Below are 20,982 nucleotides of genomic sequence, written 5' to 3'. Positions count from 1 at the left end.
ATCTGGGGCTGCATGCATTCTGTTGTACTGTGGGAGTACTCACAGCGCCCATCAGCGAGAGGATGGTCAGGTGAACGCTTCCATGCTCCCAAGAATCGTCGGCTTCGATGTCCCGTTGTTGCATGAGCGTGTAGACGCATCCACCGACGAAGCCATCACCGCGCTGCTGGATCTGGCGCCGGGCGCTCGCTGGACAGAGATGTTCCTCATCAAGTGCAGGGCCCTGGCGTCCCAGCTCCAGCTGGCGGATGTTCGCATTGAAGGCGCCAGGATCTACTTCTACGGATCCATCAGCGATTCTCGTGGACTTGCCGACGCGGTGATGTCCATTGTCAACGTACTGAATGATGAGTTGATGCGCGAGCGGAATCACGCAGCCAGCCGCGCCTAGGCGCAGCCAAGCAGGGACCAGCAACGATCGGCAATCTCTGCCGCGCCAGGGTTGCCGCGCAGGCTTGATCGTTTCGCAAGGCGGCACTGCAGATCGTCGATCCATGCCGACCGGGTGCCATGCGGATCTCTCACATAGATATCGCAGGCAAGCCGGATGACCGGCGCCACTTCGTGCCGGAAACTCATCGCGGGCAGCGCACCCAGATTGAACGCGGTTTCCCAGTGGGCCAGCTCGCGCTCCACATCGACAACGTGCTTGCTTCTTCCGTGGCTCACGGCGCCTACCCCTGTTCGAAACCTCACTGTACACGCTCGCTGCCGGGAGCCTGTTCATCACAACCATTCATACAACGCGCTTGCCGGCACGTTCCCGTAACGGCGACACGCCCACAGTCAATCGGCAGCAGACTTGCTGCGGCGGAGAATCGAAATGAACAGCGTCCCCGAACAGAACAGGAATGACCGCTCCAACGCGTCCGCTGAAGCAGAGCAGCCTGCACCGCAGGGGCGGGGCGAGGGGGGCGAACCCGGCGGGGAGGAGCCCGGCAAGCAAGGACAGCAACAGCAGCAGGACAACAAGGATATCGAGAGCCCGAAGCCAGCGGATGAAAAGAAGGGCGGTCTCGGCGGCGATACCCGCCGCTGAGGAACAGGAGGAGCCGCGCGCCGCGCGGCTGCTTCCGCGCAGCAGACAGGGAGCGCGCATGTCCTCGCAAAGCCAGGCGATCAGCCTGATGACCAAGATCATGTACCAGTGCCGCCCGGAGAGAACGACGACGATGGCGCAATGCCGTTGCTGCGATGCGCCCAGTCCTGGCGGGATGGAGTGCGCACGGTGCCTGACCGGAAGGCTTGGCGAAACGATTCACAATCGTGGCGCAGCGTTCGGCTGGCTGGAGTCGTTCCGCAGGGTCCAGCAGGACGAAGCACACGTATTCGAATGCGCAAAGCGCGCCGATGCGGCATCTTCCTAGGCGTCGCATCCAGACCTGACATCGCGCAGGCGTATGCTCGGGTCATCCAGGAGCAACGCCATGACTTTTCCGATCTGCATCTACGATAGAACGGGCACGGGGCTCCGGCTGCCCACGGGGTGGTGGATCGACCTTCAGTCCGATCTGCCCGCACTGGTGAACGGCGCCGCACGTATCGACCTTCCGCGCTCTTCGAAAGACGAGCATCCACGCTTGGATCCAGAGGTCCTGAGGGACCTTTTCCGGCGCATCGGGGGTTCGCAGTGGCTAGGTTGAATCCGGTGCGTTCCCTGGGAGTGCGCTGGCTGTTCTTCCGTCTTCGCAACGGCCAATCCATCAGTCCCGCCAGGTTGATGTCCGTCTGGTCCGAGGCTGCCGAATCCCATGAGTGCGCCGTGCGCCGCGAGATCATCGACGGCGCAGGCTACGTCTATGCCCTGTACGCGCCCAACAGCCTGCTTTCCCCCCGGCGTGTGGAGCTGCGCATGAGAGCGCTGCTGGAGGAGGCGGGCTACGCCTTCACGATGGGTAGCCTGGCAGGGCGTCACCCCGGCGACGGTTGAGGCGCGGCGCTGGGGCGCCGGCCGGACAGTCCATGTGTCGCTCTCATTCGGGGCCATCAGGCTCCAGAGGTTCGTCAGGTGCGGGATCGAAGAGCGCCAGCATCCGTTCCCGCCGGCACTGTTCGAGCCAGTGGTGCCATATCTCCACCTCGTCCATCAGCCCCGTGGCACCGCACGCGGGGCACGTGAGCGTCGTGCCCAATGGACTCGTCTTGAGGCCCTCGTCCTGAGTCATTAATGAGCGCAAGCCGCAGCTCTTGCAGGTCGATCGCAACTGATCGAGGCGAACGATGGCGCCATTGCGCGCAAGAAGGGGCTGGATCGCGTGGATCCGGAAGGCATTGGGAGGATGCATGGCCGTGTCGTCTGGGGCTGGACACGGGAGCAAAGGATTCTGCGCCGGAGAAGAGCCGTGAGAGCGCAGTGTGCTTTGTTGGAGGTTAACCCTTCATCAAGGTGCACACCGCGCGCCATGACTGGCCTGAAATCCCACGGCTGCAATCGTGCACTGACGTGGACGCCGGCGCTCGTCCGGTGCCGGCCCTGCCTCTGGGCAGGAAGGGCTCCGCCATCACAACGGAGCCCCGTACACTCACTTTTCCTGCAGGAACGTCAGCAGGTCCTGGTTGACCTTGTCCTTGTGGGTGTCGGTAAGGCCGTGCGGCGCACCCGGGTAGACAATCAGCTTTGCGCCCTTGATGAGCTTCGCCGATTGGCGGCCTGAGATATCGATCGGCACGATCTGGTCGTCGTCACCGTGGATGACCAGGGTGGGCACATCGAATTTCTTCAGGTCTGCGCGGAAATCGGTGGCCGAGAACGCGGCGATCGAGTCGTAGGTGTTCTTGTGGCCGCCCTGCATGCCCTGTGCCCACCACGCATCGATCAGCCCCTGCGACACCTTCGCGCCCGGGCGGTTGAAGCCATAGAACGGGCCCGACGGAATGTCCTTGTACAGCTGCGCGCGGTTATCCATCTGTGCCTTGCGGATGCCATCGAACACTTCGATCGGCAGGCCGTTCGGGTTGTCGGCGGTCTTCAGCATGAACGGCGGCACCGAGCTGATCAGCACGGCCTTCTTCACCCGCCCGGTGCCATGCCGGCCGATGTAGCGCGCCACTTCGCCGCCACCGGTGGAGAAGCCCACCAGGGTCACATCGTGCAGGTCCAGCGTATTGATCACCGTGGCCAGGTCATCGGCGTAGTGATCCATGTCGTTGCCATCCCACGGCTGGCTGGAACGGCCGTGGCCGCGACGGTCATGGGCAATGACGCGGTAGCCGTGGTTGGCCAGGAAGATCATCTGCGATTCCCAGCTGTCCGAGTTCAACGGCCAGCCGTGGCTGAAGGTCACGACCGGGCCATTCTTCGGGCCCCAGTCCTTGTAGTACAGCTGCACGCCATCGGCGGTGGTGATGTAGCTGGCGGTGCGCGCGATGCTGGTGACTGCCGCCGGCGTGGCCGGTTCGGCGGCCTGCGCGGACAGGCCGGCCTGGACCGAGAGGGCGAGGGTGGCAACGGCCAGGGTACGGGCGAAGGTGTTCATGCGGGAACTCTCATGGGTGGGTGGTGAGACGTACTTTGCGCCAGCAATCAGGCATCTGGGATATGACAAGTCCGAATTTCTTGATAGATCGTCCTGCTTGCGCGGACCCACAGTGGGGTCGACTGGATGATCATCCGAAGCTGCCCGACCTGGACCTGCGCACTACCGAACGAGCCAGAGGCGCTTGCGATGGTGACATTGCAGCCGGTTCTGCATTGCTTCCCGGAACGCAACATGACGTACCCCTTCACGGAGCTACCGCACCTGCGGCGTGCTGCCTAGGCTGATCCCACACGGCACCTGCCGTGTTCCGGGCCCATTGCCCGCGCAGTGGCCCGTCTTCCCATGAACTCCGCAGCGCTGGCCTGCCAGGCAACCGTGCCCTGGCAATGTCACTGCCTGCGCCATGGGCAAGCGCCCGGATTCGTTCGCGCCAGCCTTGCATTGCTGCCCGCCAAATGGCTCTTCGTGGAGATCCCTCATGTTCAGTATGGAAAACACCGCCGCGCCCATTGCTCCCGCCCTCGATGAACTGGTGCCCTCGCGCTACGCCCTGAAAGTGGGCGACGTCGAGGTGCTGGTGATCAGCGATGGCGTCCTGCCGTTGCCCACCCAGATGCTCGGCCACAACGTGCCGGCCGCCGACCGTGCCGAATGGTTCGAAGAGATGTACCTGCCGCAGGATGCCTTCGACTGGGCATTGAACGTGATGGTGGTGCACAGCGGTGATCGCACCATCCTCATCGATGCCGGCCTGGGCATGGACCCGGACCTGCAGCTGCCGCGCGCCGGCCAGCTGATCCGCCGCCTCGGTGCCGCCGGCATCAACCTGGGCGAAATCACCGACGTGGTGATTACCCACATGCACATGGACCACGTCGGCGGCCTGCTGGTTGAAGGCGTAAAGGAACGGCTGCGCCCGGACCTGAAAATCCACGTCGCAGCCGCGGAAGTGGAGTTCTGGAAGTCGCCGGACTTCAGCCGTACCAACATGCCGCAGGGCTTCCCCGATGCACTGCGCGCCACGGCCAAGCACTTCTGGGCCGAGTACAGCAGCTATGTGCACACCTTCCAGGACGAACAGCAGATCGCGCCGGGCGTGACGGCCCGCCGTACCGGTGGGCATACCCCGGGCCACTGCGTGGTGCGCGTAGCGTCCGCGGGGCAGGCCCTGACCTTTGCCGGTGACGCGGTGTTCGCGGTCGGCTTCGACCAGCCGAACTGGCACAACGGCTTCGAGCACGACCCGGAGGAATCCGCACGCGTTCGCATTGCTCTGCTGAAGGAACTGGCCGGCACCGGTGAAATGCTGGTGGCCACGCATCTTCCGTTCCCGTCAGTGGGCCGGGTGTCGCTGGAGGGCGAGACTTTCCGCTGGGTGCCGGTGTTCTGGGACTTCTGATCGGATCCTGCGGATACAGCGCAAGCAGAAGTTTTCGACGGGGCGCATCGGCGCCCCGCTCGAATCCCGCAAGGGCGGCCGGCAACGGACGCCATCCCTGGCTGGCGTGGAACTACTGGATGGCGATAGGGCGAGCCAACCGCTGCAGCTTGCGCGGGTTGCGCTGCACCAGAACCTGCGTGATCCGCTCGCCATCGGTCTCGAAGGCCATCGCCGCCTCCAGCTCGCCATCGAAATAGCGCAGCAGTCCCAGCCGTCCGTTGAGCATGGCCGGTACCATCCGCAACTGCGCGCTGCGCCGCAGGTGCGGGGCATACAGCAGCTGGGCAATGCGTGCGCCCCCGACCATCGGCCCTGGGAAGCTGGTGACGATACCGCCGCCGTCACCCACCAGCTCGGCCGATTCGGCCATCAACGCCTTCATCGTGCGGAAATCGCCACTGGATGCAGCCTCGGCGAAGCGGCGCAGCAGTTTCTGGTGCACGTCCTGCGGGACGTTGTAGCGCGGGCGCTCCTGCCTGAGCTGCTGGCGCGCGCGATGCACGATCTGCCGGCAGGCGGCCTCTGTCTTGTCCAGGGTGCGCGCAACCACCGCGTAATCCTGATCGAACACATCGTGCAGCAGGAAAGCCGCACGCGCATCCGGGGCCAACCGTTCCAGCACACTGAGGAAGGCGACCGACAGATCGCTGGCGGTTTCCAGCACGTACTCGGGCGTGGCGGTGTCATCGGTCAGCAGCGGCTCGGGCAACCACATGCCCACATAGTGTTCGCGCGCATGCCGGGCCAGGCGCAGGCCATCAATGGCGCGACGGGTGGTGGTCGCCACCAGCCAGGCTTCCGGATTCTCGATCTGTGACTGGTCGGTGCCATGCCAGCGCAGCCAGACATCCTGCACCACGTCTTCGGCTTCGTGCGAAGACCCAAGCATGCGGTAGGCCACGCCGAACAGGCGTGGGCGGAGGCGTGAGAACAGCGCAGTGGATTCGTCCATGCCAGCGTAGACGGGACAGGTCCCCGGATTGTGACACCCGGGAACCTGTCGTTGGTGCCAGCGCCGGACGTGCGATCAGTGCGGCGGCAGCACCGCCGGCTTGCCGATGTCCTTGATCAGGAACACCACGAACTTCGCCGGCTCGGTGGCGCTGGCGTTGCGGCCTACGGTGTGCAGATCGGCCGGGCCTTCATGGAAGGCCTCGCCCGGGCCAAGGGTGACTTCCTTGCCGCCGGCCACACCCATCACGATCCGCCCTTCCAGGACATAGACGAAGCCATGGGCATCGTGGCGGTGGACAGGATCGGCGCCACCCGGCGGATACTCCACGGTAAGGATCAGCGCTTCCTTGCCGGGCTGCTCCGGCAGGGCGCGGGTCATCACCTCGCGCACCAGGGGCTCGGGCGCAGCAGAGGGCGGGGTGGCGGCAGCGCCGCACAGTGGCAGCAGCGCAAACAGGGCCAGAACAGAACGACGCATGGCAGGTCTCCAAAGCGGTAGAGCAGGGCCGCAGCATGGGGCAGCGGCGGAAGGATCAGGCCAGGCCGGCCTTCTCCAGGCCAAAGACTGCGTCCAGGGTGCCGGGCGTGGTACGGAAGGCAACGTTGGCGCGGTTCCAGGCGTTGATCGCCATCACCGCGTGGGTCAGGTCGACAATTTCCTGATCGGACAGCTGGCCGCGCACGCGTGCGTACAGCTCGTCGGGCACGCCCTGCGCCGGCAGCTGGGTCAGTACTTCGGTCCAGGCCAGGCAGGCGCGCTCGCGCGGGCTGAACAGCGTTGATTCACGCCATGCCGCCAGGTGATGCAGGCGCAGCGGACGCTCGCCGCGCAGGGTGGCTTCCTTCACGTGCATGTCCAGGCAGAAGCCACAGCCGTTGAGCTGCGATGCACGGATGTTGACCAGATCGATGATGGCCGCTTCGATCGAGGCGGTGTGGGCGGCATGCGAGTACAGGCCGAGCTTCTTGAACAGTTCGGGGGATTGCGCGGCGTAATCCAGGCGTGCGGTCATGGTGTGTTCCTGTAGCGTGTGAAGGGCACGGCGAGGCTAGGCCTGCATTCGCAATGCCGGTAGGCGGGGGCCGGGCCGCACGCTGTTGCATGAAAAGCACCAATGTCCTGTCACAGCGGCCGATGCTCGGCCGTCTGCCGGGCATGGACACCTCATCGCACCTGCGCACCGCATCGCGCCCTGCCAGCGAACAGGTCTGGCAGGCCTTCCTCACCGCATTGCGCGAACTGCCGCCCGATGCACGTGCGGTACTGTTGCTGCACGACGTGCTGGGTGCCGGATTCGAGGACATCGTGCCCCTGCTGGGGCTCGATCTTGCCGCGTGCAGGCAACGGTTGAAGCTGGCGCGGAGCCACCTGCACGCACAACGTGCCCGCCCGGAGCCAGGCCACCCATGAACGCCTCAACGCCCCGCCTGGCCAGCGACGGCCACGATGCGCTCAATGCGTCCTTCTCCACCAGCTACGCCGGCGTGCTGGCCTTCATTGCAGTGGCGTCCGAGGGCAGCTTCGCGCGCGCGGCCGACCGCCTCGGCATCGGCCGCTCGGCCGTCAGCCGCAGCGTGCAGAAGCTGGAAAGCCAGCTGGGCGTGCGGTTGTTCCTGCGCACCACGCGCTCGACCACGCTCACCCGCGAAGGCGAGCTGTTCCTGGAGGGCTGCAACCCGGGCGTGACCTGCATCCTGCAGGCGCTGGAGGAAATGCGCGACCTGCGCGAGGGCCCGCCGCGCGGGCACCTGCGCATCAGTGCCAGCCACGGCTTCGGCCGTCGGGTGATTGCGCCCTTGCTGGCAGCCTTCCGTGCCGAGTACCCGCAGGTATCCGTGGAGCTGCTGCTGGACGAGCAGGCCCCCGACCTGGCCGGTGATCGCATCGACGTGGCGTTTCGCGACGGCCTACTGGAAGACAGCCAAGTGATTGCCAAGCAGCTGGTGCCGATGCAGCTGGTCGTATGTGCATCACCGGCGTACGCGCAGGTGCACGGCCTTCCCGCGTCGGTGGACACGCTGCCCACGCATGCCTGCATCGGGCGGCGCCTGCCGGGCGGACGCATGCAGCCCTGGGAATTCCGTGTCGACGGTGCCGAAGTACACCTTCAGCCGCCTGCTGCACTGGTGTTCAACGATGCCGACCTGGCCCTGCAGGCCGTCATCGACGGGCTGGGCATCGCCCAGCTGCCCAGCTATCAGGTGCGTGAAGCGCTGTGGGCGGGCAGGGTGGTGACCTGCCTGGATCGGCATGCGCCGCTCGATCGCGGCCACTACCTGTGCTACCTCAGCCGCCGCCAGCTGCCCAAGCGCGTGCGTGCCTTCATCGACTTCAGCACGCAGCGGGTGCGCGCGCTCGAACTGGATGTGATCTCGCACTGGGAAGCACGCCAGCAGGCCACCCCTCTGAAGCCAGGCGCACAGCCTGCCTTGGCCTGAGCGTACTGGTGCGTGCCGGGCAACAGTGCGCGGCCGGTCACGGACCTACTGCCTCGCGCCCGCGCCACCTACGATGCCTGCGCCCGGCCACACCCGGCAGCCCCTCTACATACCAGGAGACACGCAATGAAGTTCCTCGTCATCGGTGGTACCGGCCGCATCGGCAGCAAGGTGGTGGAGCGCCTGCGTGTCGCCGGGCATGCGGTCGTGGTGGCAGCGCCCTCCACCGGGGTGGATGTACTGACCGGCGAGGGCCTGGATGCCGCCATGGACGGCGTCGACGTGGTGGTGGACCTGGCCAACTCGCCCTCGTTCGAAGACGCAGCAGTGCTTTCGTTCTTCGTGACCGCCGGCCACAACATACTTGCGGCCGCCACCCGTGCCGGCGTGCGCCACCATGTCGCGCTTTCTGTTGTGGGCACCGACAAGCTTGCCGCCAGTGGCTACTTCCGCGGCAAGATCGCCCAGGAGCGGCTGATCCGCGACTCGGGCCTGCCGTACACCATCATCCATTCCACGCAGTTCTTCGAGTTCCTGCCGGGCATCATCCAGTCCGCCGGCGACGGGACGGCCGTGCGGCTGCCGGCCGCCGACGTGCAGCCGATTGCCGCCGAGGATGTTGCCGAAGCGGTGGCACGCATCGCGCAGCAGGCGCCAGCCAATGGAGTGCTGGAGATCGCCGGGCCGCAGCGCAGCGCGATGGCGGATCTGGCCAGGCGCTATCTGCAACTGACGGGTGATTCCCGGCAGGTGGTGGCGGACGCCGATGCACTGTACTTCGGCGCGCCGCTGCAGACCGAGACGCTGGTGCCCGCGGGCCACGCGTGGCTGGGGCAGGTCGATTTCGAAGCCTGGCTGCAGCAGTCCGGTCTGTTGCAGCGGCAGCCTGCCTGAGCGGCGAATCGATCGCCTGCCGCAGCTGCGTTTGATGGAGCCGTGCAATGACCGAGCTGAAGCCGCCTTCGCCTGCCATGCTGGACCGCTACCAGGGCGACGACGTGAAGCCGCTGTACACCGGCCGCGTGCGGGTGAGCGGAGGCCAGGCCCAGCATGGGCGGGCGTCCGGCGTCGTGCGATCGGACGACGGTGCACTGGCGGTGGACCTGCGCCTGCCGCCGGAGCTCGGCGGGCCTGGCGGCGGCGCCAATCCCGAGCAGCTGCTGGCTGCGGGCTATGCCGGCTGCTTCCACGGCGCCATGGTGCTGGTGGCCGCGCGCGCCGGCCTGCTGCTGCACAACCCCAGCATCGAAGTGGCGGTCACCTTCGCCCGTGATCCAGCAGATGGGCTGTACCTGCTGTCGGCCGAGATCGTGGTACATCTTCCCGGCATGGATGAGAACCTGGCCTGCGAACTCGTTCGCAACACCGAACGCGTCTGCCCATACGCCAAGATGTTCCATCGTGGCGTCAGCCATGCGGTGCATGTGCGGGTCGGCCCGCAGGCTTCGCCTCTGTAGAGTCGAGCCATGCTCGACCATGGGAAGTGGCAACTCAGACAAGCCCGCCGTAGTTGGCCTGCAGGCTGGGAATGAGTCCGGGTGTCTTTGAAAGGGCTGGATGCAGTCGATTTCTTCGGACTTGCTACAACATGTTCTTCTGGCACTCAGGCTGGTTGCCTGCCTCGGTAGGGTCGTACATTTCGCCGACTTCACAGATCTGTACCCCGCAGATGGGCATAGTGGCCCTTCGGTAGTGTGAGCGCGTCCATCCAGCCACGGGGTTTCCCCGAACGCCAGGAGGTCACTGTGCCAAGTTGTGATGAAGGAATGAAGTTGACGCGTCGCCAGGTGATCGCCGGCGGCGTCACGACCGTGGCAATGTCCGCCGCACCGGGGGCATCATCGCTCGCCGCCGAACTGGCCGCGCCCCCGCCGCCCAGGCCGCCGGTCATCAGCACGGTGGCCTTCACCGTCAACGGCAAGCGGCGGGAGCTTGAACTCGACACCCGGACCACGCTGCTCGATGCCCTGCGCGAACATCTGAAGCTGACCGGGACCAAGAAGGGCTGCGATCACGGTCAATGCGGTGCCTGTACCGTGCTGGTCAACGGTGAGCGCATCAATGCCTGCCTCAGCCTGGCGGTGCAGCACCAGGGCGATGCCATCACCACCATCGAAGGCCTCGGAACTCCCGATGACCTGCATCCGATGCAGGCCGCCTTCATCAAGCATGATGGCTACCAGTGCGGGTATTGCACGCCGGGGCAGATCTGTTCGGCGGTGGCGGTACTGGACGAGATCAAGCGGGGTGTCCCCAGCCATGTGCAGGCGGATGTCAGCGCACGGCCCCGGGCCACCAACATGGAAATGCGCGAACGCATGAGCGGCAACCTCTGCCGCTGCGGCGCCTATTCCAATATTGCCGAGGCGATGGCAGAGGTCGCTGGCGTCACCTCTGCAGGGAGGCGCTCATGAGGGCCTTCAGTTACGAACGCGCCAAATCCCCGGCCGAGGCCGCCAGGGCCGTCGCCGGTACCGAGGGCGCGAAGTTCCTGGCCGGAGGGACCAATCTGCTCGACCTGATGAAGCTGGAGGTCGAGACGCCAGCGCACCTGGTCGATGTGCAGGACATCGGCCTGGACAGGATCGAACCCACCGACGAAGGCGGCCTGCGCATCGGCACGCTGGTCACCAATACCGCACTGGCGTCGCATGAACGCGTGCGCCGCGACTACGCGGTGCTGACCCGCGCGATCGTGGCAGGTGCCTCCGGGCAGTTGCGCAACAAAGCCACCACCGGCGGCAACCTGCTGCAGCGCACGCGTTGCCCGTATTTCTACGATCCCAATCTGCCCTGCAACAAGCGCCTGCCCGGATCCGGCTGCGGCGCACTCGAGGGGTTCTCCCGGCAGATGGGCGTGATCGGCACCTCGGACAGCTGCATCGCGACCTATCCGGGCGACATGGCGGTGGCCCTGCGGGTGCTGGACGCCTCGATCCAGACCGTCAGGGGTGACGGCAGTACGCGCAGCATCCCAATTGCCGATTTCCATCGTTCCCCCGGCGACAAGCCGCAGCAGGACAACGTGCTGCAGCGCGGTGAGCTGATCACCCACGTCACGCTGCCACAACCCCTGGGCGGTCGGCACGTGTACCACAAGGTACGTGACCGCGCGTCCTATGCGTTCGCACTGGTGTCGGTCGCCGCGGTCGTGCGGCGTGACGGCTCGGCGCGGTTCGCCTTCGGTGGGGTCGCGCCGAAACCGTGGCGCGTCGAGGCAGCCGAACCGCTGCTGCGCGATGGCGTAAAGGCCGCGACCCGGCAGGTGTTCGCCGGTGCCCGTCCGACGCCGGAGAACGCGTTCAAGATCGCGCTCGCCGAGCGCACTCTCGCAGCCGTGCTGGTGGAAGGAGAGCGCTGATGCCCCTTGAATTCAACGCCCCCGCCGGCGACAACCTGTTCGACAAGGCCAAGGTCGTCGGCAAGTCGACGCCGCGCATCGACGGTCCACGCAAGACCACCGGTACCGCCCCCTATGCCTACGAGCGCTATGACGTGGCGCCGAACCAGGCCTACGGCTACATTGTCGGTGCGGGCATCGGCAAGGGGCGCATCATTTCGATGGATGCCTCCCGCGCACGCGCCGCGCCCGGCGTACTGGCGGTCATCACCGCACCGGAAACCAAGCCGGTCGGCAAATCGAACTGGAACAATGCACCGTTGTTCGGCGGAGCCGAGGTGGCCCACTACCACCAGGCCATCGCCTGCGTGGTGGCAGAGACCTTCGAGCAGGCCCGCGCCGCCGCGGCGTTGATCCGTACCCGCTACGAGCGCAGCAAGGGCCGCTTCGATTTTCCCGCACTGGCACCGTCCGCGCCGCTGGCAAAGGGGCGTGACGGCAAGCCCGATCGGCAGGCGCTGGGCGATTTCGACACTGCCTACGCGAGCGCCGCGGTCAAGCTCGACGAGACTTACCACACCTCCGACGAAAGTCATTCGATGATGGAGCCGCACGCCACCATCGCCGCCTGGGAGGGTGACACGCTCACGCTGTGGACGGCGAACCAGATGATCGACTGGGCCAGGCAGGGCATGGCGGCGATCCTCGGCATCGATCCTGCCAAGGTGCGCGTGGACTCGCCCTATATCGGCGGCGGCTTCGGCGGCAAGCTGTTCATCCGTGCCGACGCGGTGCTGGCCGCGCTGGCGGCCAAGCAGGTCGGGCGACCGGTGAAGATCGCGCTGCAACGCCCGTTGATGCCCAACAACACCACGCACCGGCACGCCACCCTCCAGCGCGTGCGGATCGGCTGCGGAAAGGATGGCCGGATCTCCGCCATCGCCCATGAGAACTGGTCGGGCAACATCAACGGCGAGGACGGCGAGAACGGCACCCTGCAGACGCCCAAGCTCTATGCAGGCGCCAACCGCCTGGTGGCCAATTACATCGCCACGCTCGACATGCCCGAAGGCAATGCGATGCGCGCACCGGGCGAAGCACCGGGCCACATGGCGCTGGAAGTGGCGATGGACGAAATGGCCGAGAAGCTGGGCCTCGACCCGATCGCGTTCCGCATCCTCAACGAGCCCGAGGTGGTACCAGGCGATCCGTCCAAGAAGTTCTCCGACCGCAACCTGGTGCGCTGCCTGCGCGAAGGCGCGGAGCGCTTCAACTGGAACAAGCGCAACCCCAGGCCGGCGCAGGTCAGGGAAGGGGACTGGCTGATCGGCATGGGCGTGTCTGCGGGCTATCGCGGCGCACCGACAATGAAGTCGGCGGCGCGGGTCCGGCTTGACGGCCAGGGCGGGGTGATTGTCGAGACCGACATGACCGACATCGGCACCGGCTCCTACACAATCATCGCGCAGACGGCAGCCGAGACCATGGGCGTGCCGCTGGAGCGGGTCCAGGTGACCCTTGGCGACTCCCGTCATCCCGCCTCCGCTGGTTCCGGCGGCCAGTGGGGCGCGGCAAGCTCCACCGCAGGCGTGTACGCGGCGTGCGTCAGCCTGCGCCGCAAGGTGGGCGAGAAACTGGGCTTCGACGGCGACACCGCAGACTTCGCCAACGGCCGCATCCAGGCGGGTGGGCGGACCATCAAGCTGGCGGAGGCGGGGACACTGTCGGCGGAGGACGGCATTGCCTTCGGCAACTTCAAGCAAGGCTACGACGTCGGCACCTATGCAGGGCACTTCTGCGAGGTTGCCGTGCATGCCTACACGGGAGAGACGCGCATCCGCCGCATGCTTGCCGTATGCGATGGCGGCCGGATCCTCAATCCGCTCTCCGCACGCAGCCAGGTCATCGGCGGGATGGTGATGGGTGCGGGCGCGACCCTGATGGAGGAGCTGGTGGTCGACAAACGGCTGGGCTTGTTCATCAACCATGACCTGGCCGGCTACGAGGTTCCCGTGCACGCCGACATCCCGTACCAGGAAGTGGTCTTCCTCGACACGCTGGATCCGGTGATCTCGCCGATGAAGGCCAAGGGTGTGGGTGAACTGGGCATCTGCGGGGTCGGCGCCGCGATCGCCAATGCGGTCTACAACGCAACCGGCGTGCGCGTGCGCAACTATCCCATCACCCTGGACAAGCTGCTGCCCGGCTTGCCCGACGTGAGCTAACGTTGCGCGTGGACCGTCCCGCAGCCTCGACCACTCTGGAGGCCTCCGCCGCGGGCGGAGGGGAGCCCGGCGATCTTGCCGAGCACCTGTCCGCAGCGCCGGGCTTCCTCACCGAAGGCAACCCGCGCGGCGTACTCGAGGCGGCAGTGACGCACCTGCGCGCACGGCAGCACGCCGTGCTCGCGCTGGTGCTGGAAACCGATGGCTCCACTTACGCCGGTGCCGGCGACATGGTGCTGTTCTGCAACGGCAGCCAGGTCGGCTGGCTGAGCGGCGGATGCCTGGAGCCCGAGCTCGCGCGACGCGCGGAGCAGGTGAGCGCTGCAGGCCGGGTCGACTGGATCGAGATCGACACCCGCAGTGACGACGACCTGTTGAGTGGGTCTGCGCTCGGGTGCCGCGGCCGGCTGCGGATTGCGCTCCTGCCATTGCGTGCCATGGCCGGCATCGACGACGTCATTGAGGCTTGGTTCCGCGAGGGTGTGTCACTCCAGCGCGACCTTCGCACGTCGGGGCAGGTCGTTTTCCGCGCCGGCCATCGCGAGCAGGCGTGGCAGCTGCATCCGATGGAGGGTACGCAGCCCTTTGGCGAGGGCGCATGGCATTTGCCGTTGCCCCGGCTTCCGCGGGCCCTGGTGTTGGGGGGCGGTCCCGAAACGCCCTCCCTGGTTCCGTTGCTGCGGGGCCTGGGGTGGCGGGTCAGCGTGGCCGAACGGCGAGCGCGCTGGGCCTCAGCCGGGCAGTGCGCAGATACGCATCTTCAGACCAGCCCGGCCGAGGCCCTTCATGGCGACCGGTGCGACGCGGTACTGGTGATGCATCACGATTTCGAACTGGACCGGGAGGCGCTGGTGGCCCTGGCTGATACCAAAGTTATGTTCATTGGACTGCTGGGTCCGCGGCGAAGGCGCGAGGACCTGTTCAAGTTGCTGACACCGGATCAGCGCCACCGCCTTTCCCCGAGACTTCGATCACCTGTCGGCTTGGACATCGGCGGCCGAGGGCCAGAGGCGATTTCGCTCAGCATCGCCGCGCAGCTGCAGCAATGGCGAAGCGCGCACGGCAGGTGACTGGCGCGCATGCGGTCGTCGTGCTGGCTGCCGGCGGGAGCACCCGGCTCGGCCAGCCCAAGCAGCTTCTCACCCGTCAGGGCGAAACCCTGGTACATCGCGTGGTGCGGTTGGCGCGCGAGGTCGCGCCAGCGCAGGTGCTGGTCGTGGTCGGCGCGAACGCACAGGCCGTGACATCCAGCATTGCCGGGCTGGAGGCCACTTCGGTAACCAACCACCACTGGGAACGCGGCCTGGCGAGCAGTCTGCAGGTTGCCGGCGCACAGCTGCTGCCCACGGTGACCGCGGTGATGGTCGTGGCATGCGACCAGCCCGCAATCGAGCGCTCCCATCTGCAGGCGCTGCTTTTCGGTGCCCGCGCCTCGGCGTCAGGGTGCGCGGCTACCCGTCATGGAGACGCGCTTGGCATTCCTGCAGTAGTGCCGCGTGCATGGTTCAACGCTGCGGGTGCAACCGGTGACCGCGGCTTTGGAGCGCGCCTGCGGCAACTTCCCGTCGATACGGTGCATGTCCTGCAGGCACCGGAACTGGGCCTGGATATCGATACGCCAGAAGATCTTGCGCGTGTGCGCGATGCGGGCTGGATCGATGCAGGGAGGTGACTCGCATGATCACTGGGCCAATGCCTGTCGCGCAGGTGACGAGCGGCAGGGCCGCAGCCCGAACCCTCGCTGCCCGCAGCCCTGTAGAGTGAAGCCACGCTCGACTACGGCACGCCACATCGCGCCCCATCAGGCACATCACCAGCAAGAATCTGCAGCACCCGATCCAACAGAACAGGTTCCGGCACGCCAGCCAGTACCTGCTCCAGGTAATCCAACGGCTCCAACTGCCATTGGAGGAGCGCCCGCAACCGCATAACGGCAGGCGCCCGCTGCTTCGCGTCCAGTGAGGCTTGCAACAGCAGATGGTGCGAGCGCCTCTCCAGCCACAGCACGGGTATGCCTCGGCAATGAACCTGGAACTCGGCATCTCGATGCCGCTCAACGAACTGGAAGCCCTGTCGTGGCCGAGTCTCCACGAACTGCATGGCTTGGCGGCGCAACTGCAGAAAGCGATCGCCGGGGATGCCGTGGAAACCGATAGGCGAGGGCTTGGGCGGTGCCAGCCACTGCGTCTGTGCCGCAACCACCACCACAAGACAGAGCGCGGTGGCCGCCCAGCGCCACCAGGCCACTCAGCCCTCCGGATGCAGTCGGGTACTGGCGTGTGCGGTAAGGCCGATTCCGGCCATGATTAGCCCCTCCATCACGCGCGGGCCAACGTACTGCTCCAGCTCGCCGTTCTCGCGGGCGCGCTGCGCGGCCAGCAGGATCTCCAGCACCACGCGAAGGCCGGCCAAGGAGCAGTCGGTATCCGCCAGGGCGATGCGTCGACCGGGCATCTGATGGCGTTCAGGCCACGGCTGGCCATCGGAGGCGGCACCGGCGCCGATGCTGTGCAGCAGGGCGATGAGGGTGTTCGGGTCCAGCGCCGGGCCGTTGGCAGGCGCGTCGTGAATGGGGTGCGGGGCAGGGGAGTGGGGCTGGCTCATGGCAGGGCTCCTTGCGTGCATGCAGAAGCCGCCACCGATAAAGGTGGCGGACGATGCGTGGCTCGAAATCCGGTACGCGACTAGGCCCGGTGGGCACGAGGCCCCCACGCACCGCCCGCCAGAGCCGGCCGACGGATTGCCAGCCGGCACCACAAAGCGTGGTGCCGACTGGCAAGCGCAAACTACAGTCGCGTTACCGGGATTTCGAGCCCCGACCACCGATGTATTGGCGGCGCGAAAAGGAATACGCCCGGTTGCGTGCGATGCCAATGCAGTAGGGCTGATGACGTCACTACTTTCAACATTTTCAGAATCGTTGCATACGACGCAACCAAGCTGGAGCCTTGCGCTACAACGCTATCGGCGATGTCGGTGGTGCAAGCCTAGCGAGTGTCGGCATCCGCCCGGCGAGGCTGTGAGCAAGGCGAATGCGACATGCCTGTCCAGCAATGCGCTTCCGATTGCGTGTGACGCGTCACGTTAATACGTGAAATCTGCGAAGTAAGGCGCTGCATGTCACCATGTGGCGGGGCGAATCATCTGCACAATGCCCCTTGGTACCTCATGGACGCATCCGCCCAAAAAGGTTTTCATGTCTGGCGTGACTGACGGGCAGCAACTACGCAACGCGCAATGGGGCAAGGTGTCGCGCCTGTTCAAGCCTGCGATGATCATTAGCGCGGCGCTGGCGGCAAGCGCAGAAACGCTCTATCGCACAGGGGTATACCCGCGAGCCATCTTCGAGGCGGGCAGCGCTGATGCTCGAACCTGGTTGTATGTGGCATTGATGTACCTGATCGCCTTTCCAGTACTGTTTCTTTGGATGAGGCGACTGCTCGCAGGCTATCCCATGCCATGGAACCCGCCACTCAAGCGCTGGTTGCTGGGCGCGTTCTCCCTGATCCTCTGCAGCGGAATGATCATGCTGCCGGTCATCGTGCTGACTGTTGGAGGCAGCGCTGCAGGTCGCGGCAAAGGGCTGTATCAGCTGTTCACCGGCAGCCTATTCGGCACATTCCTTGTGGGAACTGTGCTCGCCTACGGAGCGGCCCTGGGTGCATGGCTGCTGTTTATCGGAACCCCCAAGCTGCTCTTCCCCAGGCCGGGCTCGCGCTAGGCCCGCTGCGATAGTTTCCTGGAAGTGCAGGTGTTCGAGCCCGCCACCTGCTGCCGGGTCGTCAGTGGCCCTTCAACGCCGCCTTGGTTCGCTCCAGCCATGCGGCATTGTGGCTGCGCGCGTGGCGCGACCAGTGCTGGGCATCGTCGATGATGCTGGCGAACAGGCTGCGGGCTTGCTCGCGATCGTCGGGTTGCGGCTGCGCCATCAGCCATTCGGCGTAGAGGCAGCGGGCGGCCGCGTCGTTCCCGCATTCCACGGCGCGCTCGAACGCGGCGCGAGTGCCGGGCGCCTGGGTAGCTGCCAGTGCCCGCGCGTACAGCAGGGTCTGTTCCGGCTTGCGGCGCACGTCCGGATGGCGGGCGAACAGGCCGTCCAGCGTCTCCACCGCAAGCGCAGCGTACCCGGACTCGAGGCGGGCACGGGCAAGGCCGGTCAGGATGTAGGGGTCGTCGCCCAGCGGCGAGCTGGCTGCCTGCTCCAGCAGGGTTCTGGCTTCCTCGGCCTGGCCGGCATCCAGCAGCGTCATGCCCAGCCGAACCCGATTCTGCACGGTGGGCGTGCGCGCCAGTTCGGCACGGGCGTTGCGAAGGTCCTGGCCCGGGTCCATGAGCTGCTTGGCGGAACGGACGACCTGCCGGGCGCCGCGCGAGTGGCGGACTTCAGGGAAGTAGATCGCCAGGAAGTAGACGACGCTGCCGAGCAGCGGGAACGAGAAGAGCAGGATGAGCCAGTAGAGGCTCTGGCCCGAGCGGATGGCGTGCACCGCGAAGTAGATGGCGGCCAGTACGTGGAGTCCGATTCCGATATAGGGCATGTGTGCCGCCTCGTCCTTGTGAGGGTTGGCACTATAGTGGGGGAGGGGTGGGGCGCCAATGGAGTGGCAGCGATCGAGCGTGACGCGTCACGTTAATAGGATGAGTTCTGCAGGGTCGAGCGCTGCATGCCACTATGTGGCGGGGCTGCATTGACGGAAGGGGATACATGGAACGTACGCAGAAGACGCTAACCATGGCCGATGTTGCGGGGTGGGGTTCGGCGCTGGTTACGTTTGGCTTGGTGCAAGGGGCTTTCTATCTGAAGGCTTACTGGGGTCACTTCGGCCTGGATCCTTTTCAGTTTGTTGCGGTGAGTGAGCTTGCACTGGCAGGGCTTGCGGGGATCGGCATGGTGTTGTTCCTTATTCTGATTGCGCTGCTGTTTGGAGGGTGGGTTGAGGGGAAGGTGACAGCGACGCCGTCCCAAGCCAATCTGCTGATGTGGCTGACCCTGGCTCTTTGTCTTGTTGGAATGGGTGCCTTGCTTTGGTGGACCAATGCCTGGCCCGTTTTGATAGGTGTGGCGCTGACGGGCATATGTGCAATGGCAGTACGCCTGTCCCCAGTGTTGCCGGCCGCCGTGAAGGACTCGCCGTGGCTGGTCTATGCGCTCGTGATGATTGTCTATGTCCCGATCTCGTCAAACTGGCTTGGCTTCGAGCGCGCCAAGGCGATCACTTCTGGCGCCAGCAAGTACACGGTCAATGTGACTATTGATGAGAAGGTGCAAGGCGGCCTGGGCCTAGTGGGGCGTTTGGGTGATAGCTATGTACTTTGGGACCCGGTACAGAAAGCTGCAGTTCTTATGCCAGTGGACGACGTGAGTAGGCTGGAGATTGCGCAAAAATCCGTTCTGCCTGCCAAACCAGTTCAGTCGCGATAAGGGCTCGTTATCACGGCTACAACCGTACCCCTGTCGTGGACCTGTGCCGTACGGGAGCCAGTCCACGTGTTTCGTGGTTGGCCCTTAACAATCATGCGCGGCAAATCTAGGCGCAGTCCGATAGAGCGCTCCGGGGGCCTTACCTAGGATTCTCTCCGCCAGCCGTGCACCGGCTGGCCGGACAGGACCTTCTCCCCAAGTGTCCGATCCGTCCCCGGCCACCGCCGCTTCGGCGGCGGTGGTTTCTTGCCGCCCGCGTGCGGATCACATCTGTGAAGAAGAACACCACCATCATGAAGCTCATTCCGATCGCTTCCGCTGCAAGCCTGCTGCTGGCCGCTTCGGCGGCCAGCGCCCAGTCCTATGGCTCGGGCACCATCGAGTTCACCGGCGAAGTCACCGACCTGACCTGCACCATTTCCGGTGGCGCCGGCGCCATCGGCACCACCAACGTCACCGTTCCGATGAGCGCGGTGCAGGCCAACCAGCTGGCAGCAGCCGGCGACGTTGCCGGTGAACACCCGTTCCAGCTGATCATCGGTGGCCCCGGCCAGGGCACGTGCCTGGACGGCAAGGTCGCCGAGCTGTACTTCGACCCGGCTGCCGGCCAGGTCGACGCCAGCAACGGCAACCTGCGCAACCAGGAAGCCAACGCGCCGGCAGCCAACACCCAGATCCAGGTGAAGTACAAGAATGCCGTGGTCGACCTGCGCGATCCGTCGTTCAAGACCGATCCGGTGACCATCACCAACAACACCGCCACGATCGACATGGCCAGCCAGTACGTCGCCAACGGTGGCGCTGCGGCCCCGGGCTTCGTGCAGTCGTACGTCAACTACAAGGTTGTCTACAACTGATCGCGGGAGGTCGCCGGCAGGCGCTGGCGGCCTCCTTCCTTCCCCGTTCCGAGGTGACCCATGAACGCCCTCCATCGCATCATCGCTGCTGCATTGCTGTCGCTCGTCGCGCTGGCTTCGCCGGCGGCCCATGCGTCGGTCGTGATCGGCGGTACCCGCGTGGTCTATCCCGCGCAGGACAAGGAAGTCACGCTCAAGTTCATCAATGAAGGCGAGCGCGCGACGCTGGTCCAGGTCTGGCTGGATGATGGCGATGACCAGTCCACGCCGGATACCGCCAAAGCCCCCTTCGTGGTCGCGCCACCGGTGTTCCGCCTGGACCCGAAGAAGCAGCAGACCACCCGCATCATGTTCACCGGCGCGGGCCTGCCGGCCGACCGGGAAACGCTGTACTGGCTGAACATGCTGGAAATCCCCCCGAAGAATGGCACTGCCAGCGCCAACATCCTGCAGTTCGCCTTCCGCACCCGCATCAAGGTGTTCTACCGGCCGTCGAACCTGGCAGGGGAGCCGGTGCTGGCTTACCAGAAGCTGCGCTGGACCCTGCACGCCGGTAAGGACGGCCTGGTTCTGCGTGCCGACAATCCGACCCCGTTCCACGTCAACTTTGCCAACGTCAGCCTCAATGTCGGCGGCCAGGAACAGGGCGGGCAGGGCGGCGGCATGGTCGCGCCGTTCTCACAGGCCGAGTTCCCGCTGAAGGATCTACGCGCGCGCCCGTCGGGCCAGCTGAAGGCTGCCGTTACGGTCATCAATGACTTCGGCGCGCTGGTTCCCACCGAGGCCGTATTGCAGCCCTGAGCCGCGCACCGCACCGCACCGCCG

General features: G+C 65.7%; 27 protein-coding genes. 18 read left to right on the top strand and 9 right to left on the bottom strand.

Features of this window, described 5'->3' with window-relative positions; all coding sequences use genetic code 11:
• Nucleotides 1-70 precede the first annotated feature (70 nt).
• Nucleotides 71-391 carry a hypothetical protein gene (locus tag ACEPA4_RS10285; RefSeq protein WP_231109146.1) on the top strand — a complete coding sequence of 107 codons (321 nt, stop codon included), beginning with the start codon at nt 71-73 and terminating at the stop codon, nt 389-391.
• Here ACEPA4_RS10285 and ACEPA4_RS10280 read toward each other — a convergent pair.
• A complete protein-coding gene (locus ACEPA4_RS10280; RefSeq protein WP_065186746.1) occupies nt 388-669 on the bottom strand; it encodes a hypothetical protein in 282 nt (93 codons plus the stop codon). The genes ACEPA4_RS10285 and ACEPA4_RS10280 overlap by 4 nt on opposite strands.
• Before the next feature lie 154 nt (nt 670-823).
• Here ACEPA4_RS10280 and ACEPA4_RS10275 point away from each other — a divergent pair, with 154 nt between their 5' ends.
• From ACEPA4_RS10275 to ACEPA4_RS10265, 3 genes are all read left to right on the top strand, one after another.
• Nucleotides 824-1,039, top strand: a complete 216-nt coding sequence (locus ACEPA4_RS10275) for a hypothetical protein (protein WP_139727110.1) — start codon at nt 824-826, stop codon at nt 1,037-1,039.
• A 58-nt stretch (nt 1,040-1,097) separates the two neighbouring features.
• The gene (locus ACEPA4_RS10270) at nt 1,098-1,367 is read left to right on the top strand and encodes a hypothetical protein (RefSeq protein WP_005416562.1); all 270 of its coding nucleotides are present in this window, start codon (nt 1,098-1,100) and stop codon (nt 1,365-1,367) included.
• Between the two features lie 263 nt (nt 1,368-1,630).
• Entirely contained in the window at nt 1,631-1,930 is a 300-nt protein-coding gene (locus ACEPA4_RS10265) for a hypothetical protein (protein WP_188238593.1), read from the top strand.
• Nucleotides 1,931-1,973: 43 nt separating this feature from the next.
• Here ACEPA4_RS10265 and ACEPA4_RS10260 read toward each other — a convergent pair whose 3' ends face one another.
• A complete protein-coding gene (locus ACEPA4_RS10260) occupies nt 1,974-2,285 on the bottom strand; it encodes a hypothetical protein (protein WP_065186741.1) in 312 nt (103 codons plus the stop codon).
• Between the two features lie 237 nt (nt 2,286-2,522).
• A complete protein-coding gene (locus ACEPA4_RS10255) occupies nt 2,523-3,476 on the bottom strand; it encodes an alpha/beta fold hydrolase (protein ID WP_065186740.1) in 954 nt (317 codons plus the stop codon).
• Between the two features lie 481 nt (nt 3,477-3,957).
• Here ACEPA4_RS10255 and ACEPA4_RS10250 point away from each other — a divergent pair, with 481 nt between their 5' ends.
• Nucleotides 3,958-4,878 (top strand): MBL fold metallo-hydrolase, encoded by a 921-nt coding sequence (locus tag ACEPA4_RS10250; RefSeq protein ID WP_065186739.1) that lies wholly within the window; start codon nt 3,958-3,960, stop codon nt 4,876-4,878.
• A gap of 112 nt (nt 4,879-4,990) precedes the next feature.
• On the opposite strand, the gene ACEPA4_RS10245 is transcribed toward ACEPA4_RS10250, so the two are convergent.
• The 3 genes from ACEPA4_RS10245 to ACEPA4_RS10235 form a co-directional block, all read right to left on the bottom strand.
• Nucleotides 4,991-5,872 carry an RNA polymerase sigma-70 factor gene (locus ACEPA4_RS10245; RefSeq protein ID WP_065186738.1) on the bottom strand — a complete coding sequence of 294 codons (882 nt, stop codon included), beginning with the start codon at nt 5,870-5,872 and terminating at the stop codon, nt 4,991-4,993.
• A 75-nt stretch (nt 5,873-5,947) separates the two neighbouring features.
• Nucleotides 5,948-6,352, bottom strand: a complete 405-nt coding sequence (locus ACEPA4_RS10240) for a cupin domain-containing protein (protein ID WP_065186737.1) — start codon at nt 6,350-6,352, stop codon at nt 5,948-5,950.
• A 55-nt stretch (nt 6,353-6,407) separates the two neighbouring features.
• Nucleotides 6,408-6,887 carry a carboxymuconolactone decarboxylase family protein gene (locus ACEPA4_RS10235; protein WP_065196282.1) on the bottom strand — a complete coding sequence of 160 codons (480 nt, stop codon included), beginning with the start codon at nt 6,885-6,887 and terminating at the stop codon, nt 6,408-6,410.
• Nucleotides 6,888-6,976: 89 nt separating this feature from the next.
• Here ACEPA4_RS10235 and ACEPA4_RS10230 point away from each other — a divergent pair, with 89 nt between their 5' ends.
• The 9 genes from ACEPA4_RS10230 (at nt 6,977) to ACEPA4_RS10190 (ending at nt 15,550) form a co-directional block, all read left to right on the top strand.
• Nucleotides 6,977-7,285, top strand: a complete 309-nt coding sequence (locus ACEPA4_RS10230; RefSeq protein WP_065186736.1) for a sigma factor-like helix-turn-helix DNA-binding protein — start codon at nt 6,977-6,979, stop codon at nt 7,283-7,285.
• Nucleotides 7,282-8,313 (top strand): LysR family transcriptional regulator, encoded by a 1,032-nt coding sequence (locus ACEPA4_RS10225; RefSeq protein WP_065186735.1) that lies wholly within the window; start codon nt 7,282-7,284, stop codon nt 8,311-8,313. The genes ACEPA4_RS10230 and ACEPA4_RS10225 overlap by 4 nt, the downstream gene beginning before the upstream one ends.
• 126 nt (nt 8,314-8,439) lie before the next feature.
• Complete coding sequence (locus ACEPA4_RS10220; protein ID WP_005416551.1) at nt 8,440-9,207, top strand: SDR family oxidoreductase; 768 nt, start codon at nt 8,440-8,442, stop codon at nt 9,205-9,207.
• 47 nt (nt 9,208-9,254) lie between these two features.
• Entirely contained in the window at nt 9,255-9,770 is a 516-nt protein-coding gene (locus ACEPA4_RS10215) for an Ohr family peroxiredoxin (RefSeq protein WP_065186733.1), read from the top strand.
• Nucleotides 9,771-10,079: 309 nt separating this feature from the next.
• On the top strand, nt 10,080-10,727 hold the full coding sequence (paoA, locus tag ACEPA4_RS10210) for an aldehyde dehydrogenase iron-sulfur subunit PaoA (protein ID WP_188238594.1): 648 nt from the start codon (nt 10,080-10,082) through the stop codon (nt 10,725-10,727).
• Nucleotides 10,724-11,674, top strand: a complete 951-nt coding sequence (locus ACEPA4_RS10205) for a xanthine dehydrogenase family protein subunit M (protein ID WP_374082839.1) — start codon at nt 10,724-10,726, stop codon at nt 11,672-11,674. Before paoA ends, ACEPA4_RS10205 begins: the two co-directional genes overlap by 4 nt.
• A complete protein-coding gene (gene paoC / locus ACEPA4_RS10200; protein ID WP_374082838.1) occupies nt 11,674-13,878 on the top strand; it encodes an aldehyde oxidoreductase molybdenum-binding subunit PaoC in 2,205 nt (734 codons plus the stop codon). The genes ACEPA4_RS10205 and paoC overlap by 1 nt, the downstream gene beginning before the upstream one ends.
• Nucleotides 13,879-13,886: 8 nt before the next feature.
• Nucleotides 13,887-14,948, top strand: a complete 1,062-nt coding sequence (locus tag ACEPA4_RS10195) for an XdhC family protein (protein WP_329888888.1) — start codon at nt 13,887-13,889, stop codon at nt 14,946-14,948.
• Complete coding sequence (locus ACEPA4_RS10190; protein WP_329888889.1) at nt 14,924-15,550, top strand: nucleotidyltransferase family protein; 627 nt, start codon at nt 14,924-14,926, stop codon at nt 15,548-15,550. The genes ACEPA4_RS10195 and ACEPA4_RS10190 overlap by 25 nt, the downstream gene beginning before the upstream one ends.
• A gap of 104 nt (nt 15,551-15,654) precedes the next feature.
• Here the strand turns inward: ACEPA4_RS10190 and ACEPA4_RS10185 are convergent, their stop codons facing one another.
• Both ACEPA4_RS10185 and ACEPA4_RS10180 read right to left on the bottom strand, forming a co-directional pair.
• Nucleotides 15,655-16,125 (bottom strand): hypothetical protein, encoded by a 471-nt coding sequence (locus ACEPA4_RS10185; protein ID WP_329888890.1) that lies wholly within the window; start codon nt 16,123-16,125, stop codon nt 15,655-15,657.
• Complete coding sequence (locus ACEPA4_RS10180) at nt 16,126-16,482, bottom strand: hypothetical protein (protein WP_329888891.1); 357 nt, start codon at nt 16,480-16,482, stop codon at nt 16,126-16,128.
• A 592-nt stretch (nt 16,483-17,074) separates the two neighbouring features.
• Between ACEPA4_RS10180 and ACEPA4_RS10175 the strand changes: the two genes are divergently transcribed.
• Nucleotides 17,075-17,599 (top strand): transporter, encoded by a 525-nt coding sequence (locus ACEPA4_RS10175; protein WP_262090607.1) that lies wholly within the window; start codon nt 17,075-17,077, stop codon nt 17,597-17,599.
• Nucleotides 17,600-17,660: 61 nt separating this feature from the next.
• Here the strand turns inward: ACEPA4_RS10175 and ACEPA4_RS10170 are convergent, their stop codons facing one another.
• Complete coding sequence (locus ACEPA4_RS10170; RefSeq protein ID WP_262090606.1) at nt 17,661-18,416, bottom strand: hypothetical protein; 756 nt, start codon at nt 18,414-18,416, stop codon at nt 17,661-17,663.
• A gap of 167 nt (nt 18,417-18,583) precedes the next feature.
• On the opposite strand from ACEPA4_RS10170, the gene ACEPA4_RS10165 reads away from it, so the two are divergent.
• From ACEPA4_RS10165 to ACEPA4_RS10155, 3 genes are all read left to right on the top strand, one after another.
• Complete coding sequence (locus ACEPA4_RS10165; protein WP_252744706.1) at nt 18,584-19,300, top strand: hypothetical protein; 717 nt, start codon at nt 18,584-18,586, stop codon at nt 19,298-19,300.
• 272 nt (nt 19,301-19,572) lie between these two features.
• Nucleotides 19,573-20,157: a fimbrial protein gene (locus tag ACEPA4_RS10160; protein ID WP_088476134.1), complete on the top strand. Its 585-nt coding sequence runs from the start codon at nt 19,573-19,575 to the stop codon at nt 20,155-20,157.
• A 60-nt stretch (nt 20,158-20,217) separates the two neighbouring features.
• Nucleotides 20,218-20,958 (top strand): molecular chaperone, encoded by a 741-nt coding sequence (locus tag ACEPA4_RS10155; RefSeq protein WP_197638671.1) that lies wholly within the window; start codon nt 20,218-20,220, stop codon nt 20,956-20,958.
• Nucleotides 20,959-20,982: the final 24 nt, after the last annotated feature.

The organism is Stenotrophomonas sp. P2112 (assembly GCF_041897515.1).
GTDB classification, from domain to species: Bacteria; Pseudomonadota; Gammaproteobacteria; order Xanthomonadales; family Xanthomonadaceae; genus Stenotrophomonas; species Stenotrophomonas sepilia.
Note: the sequence above shows the minus strand (reverse complement) of the source record. Positions and strands in the feature narration are given on the sequence as shown.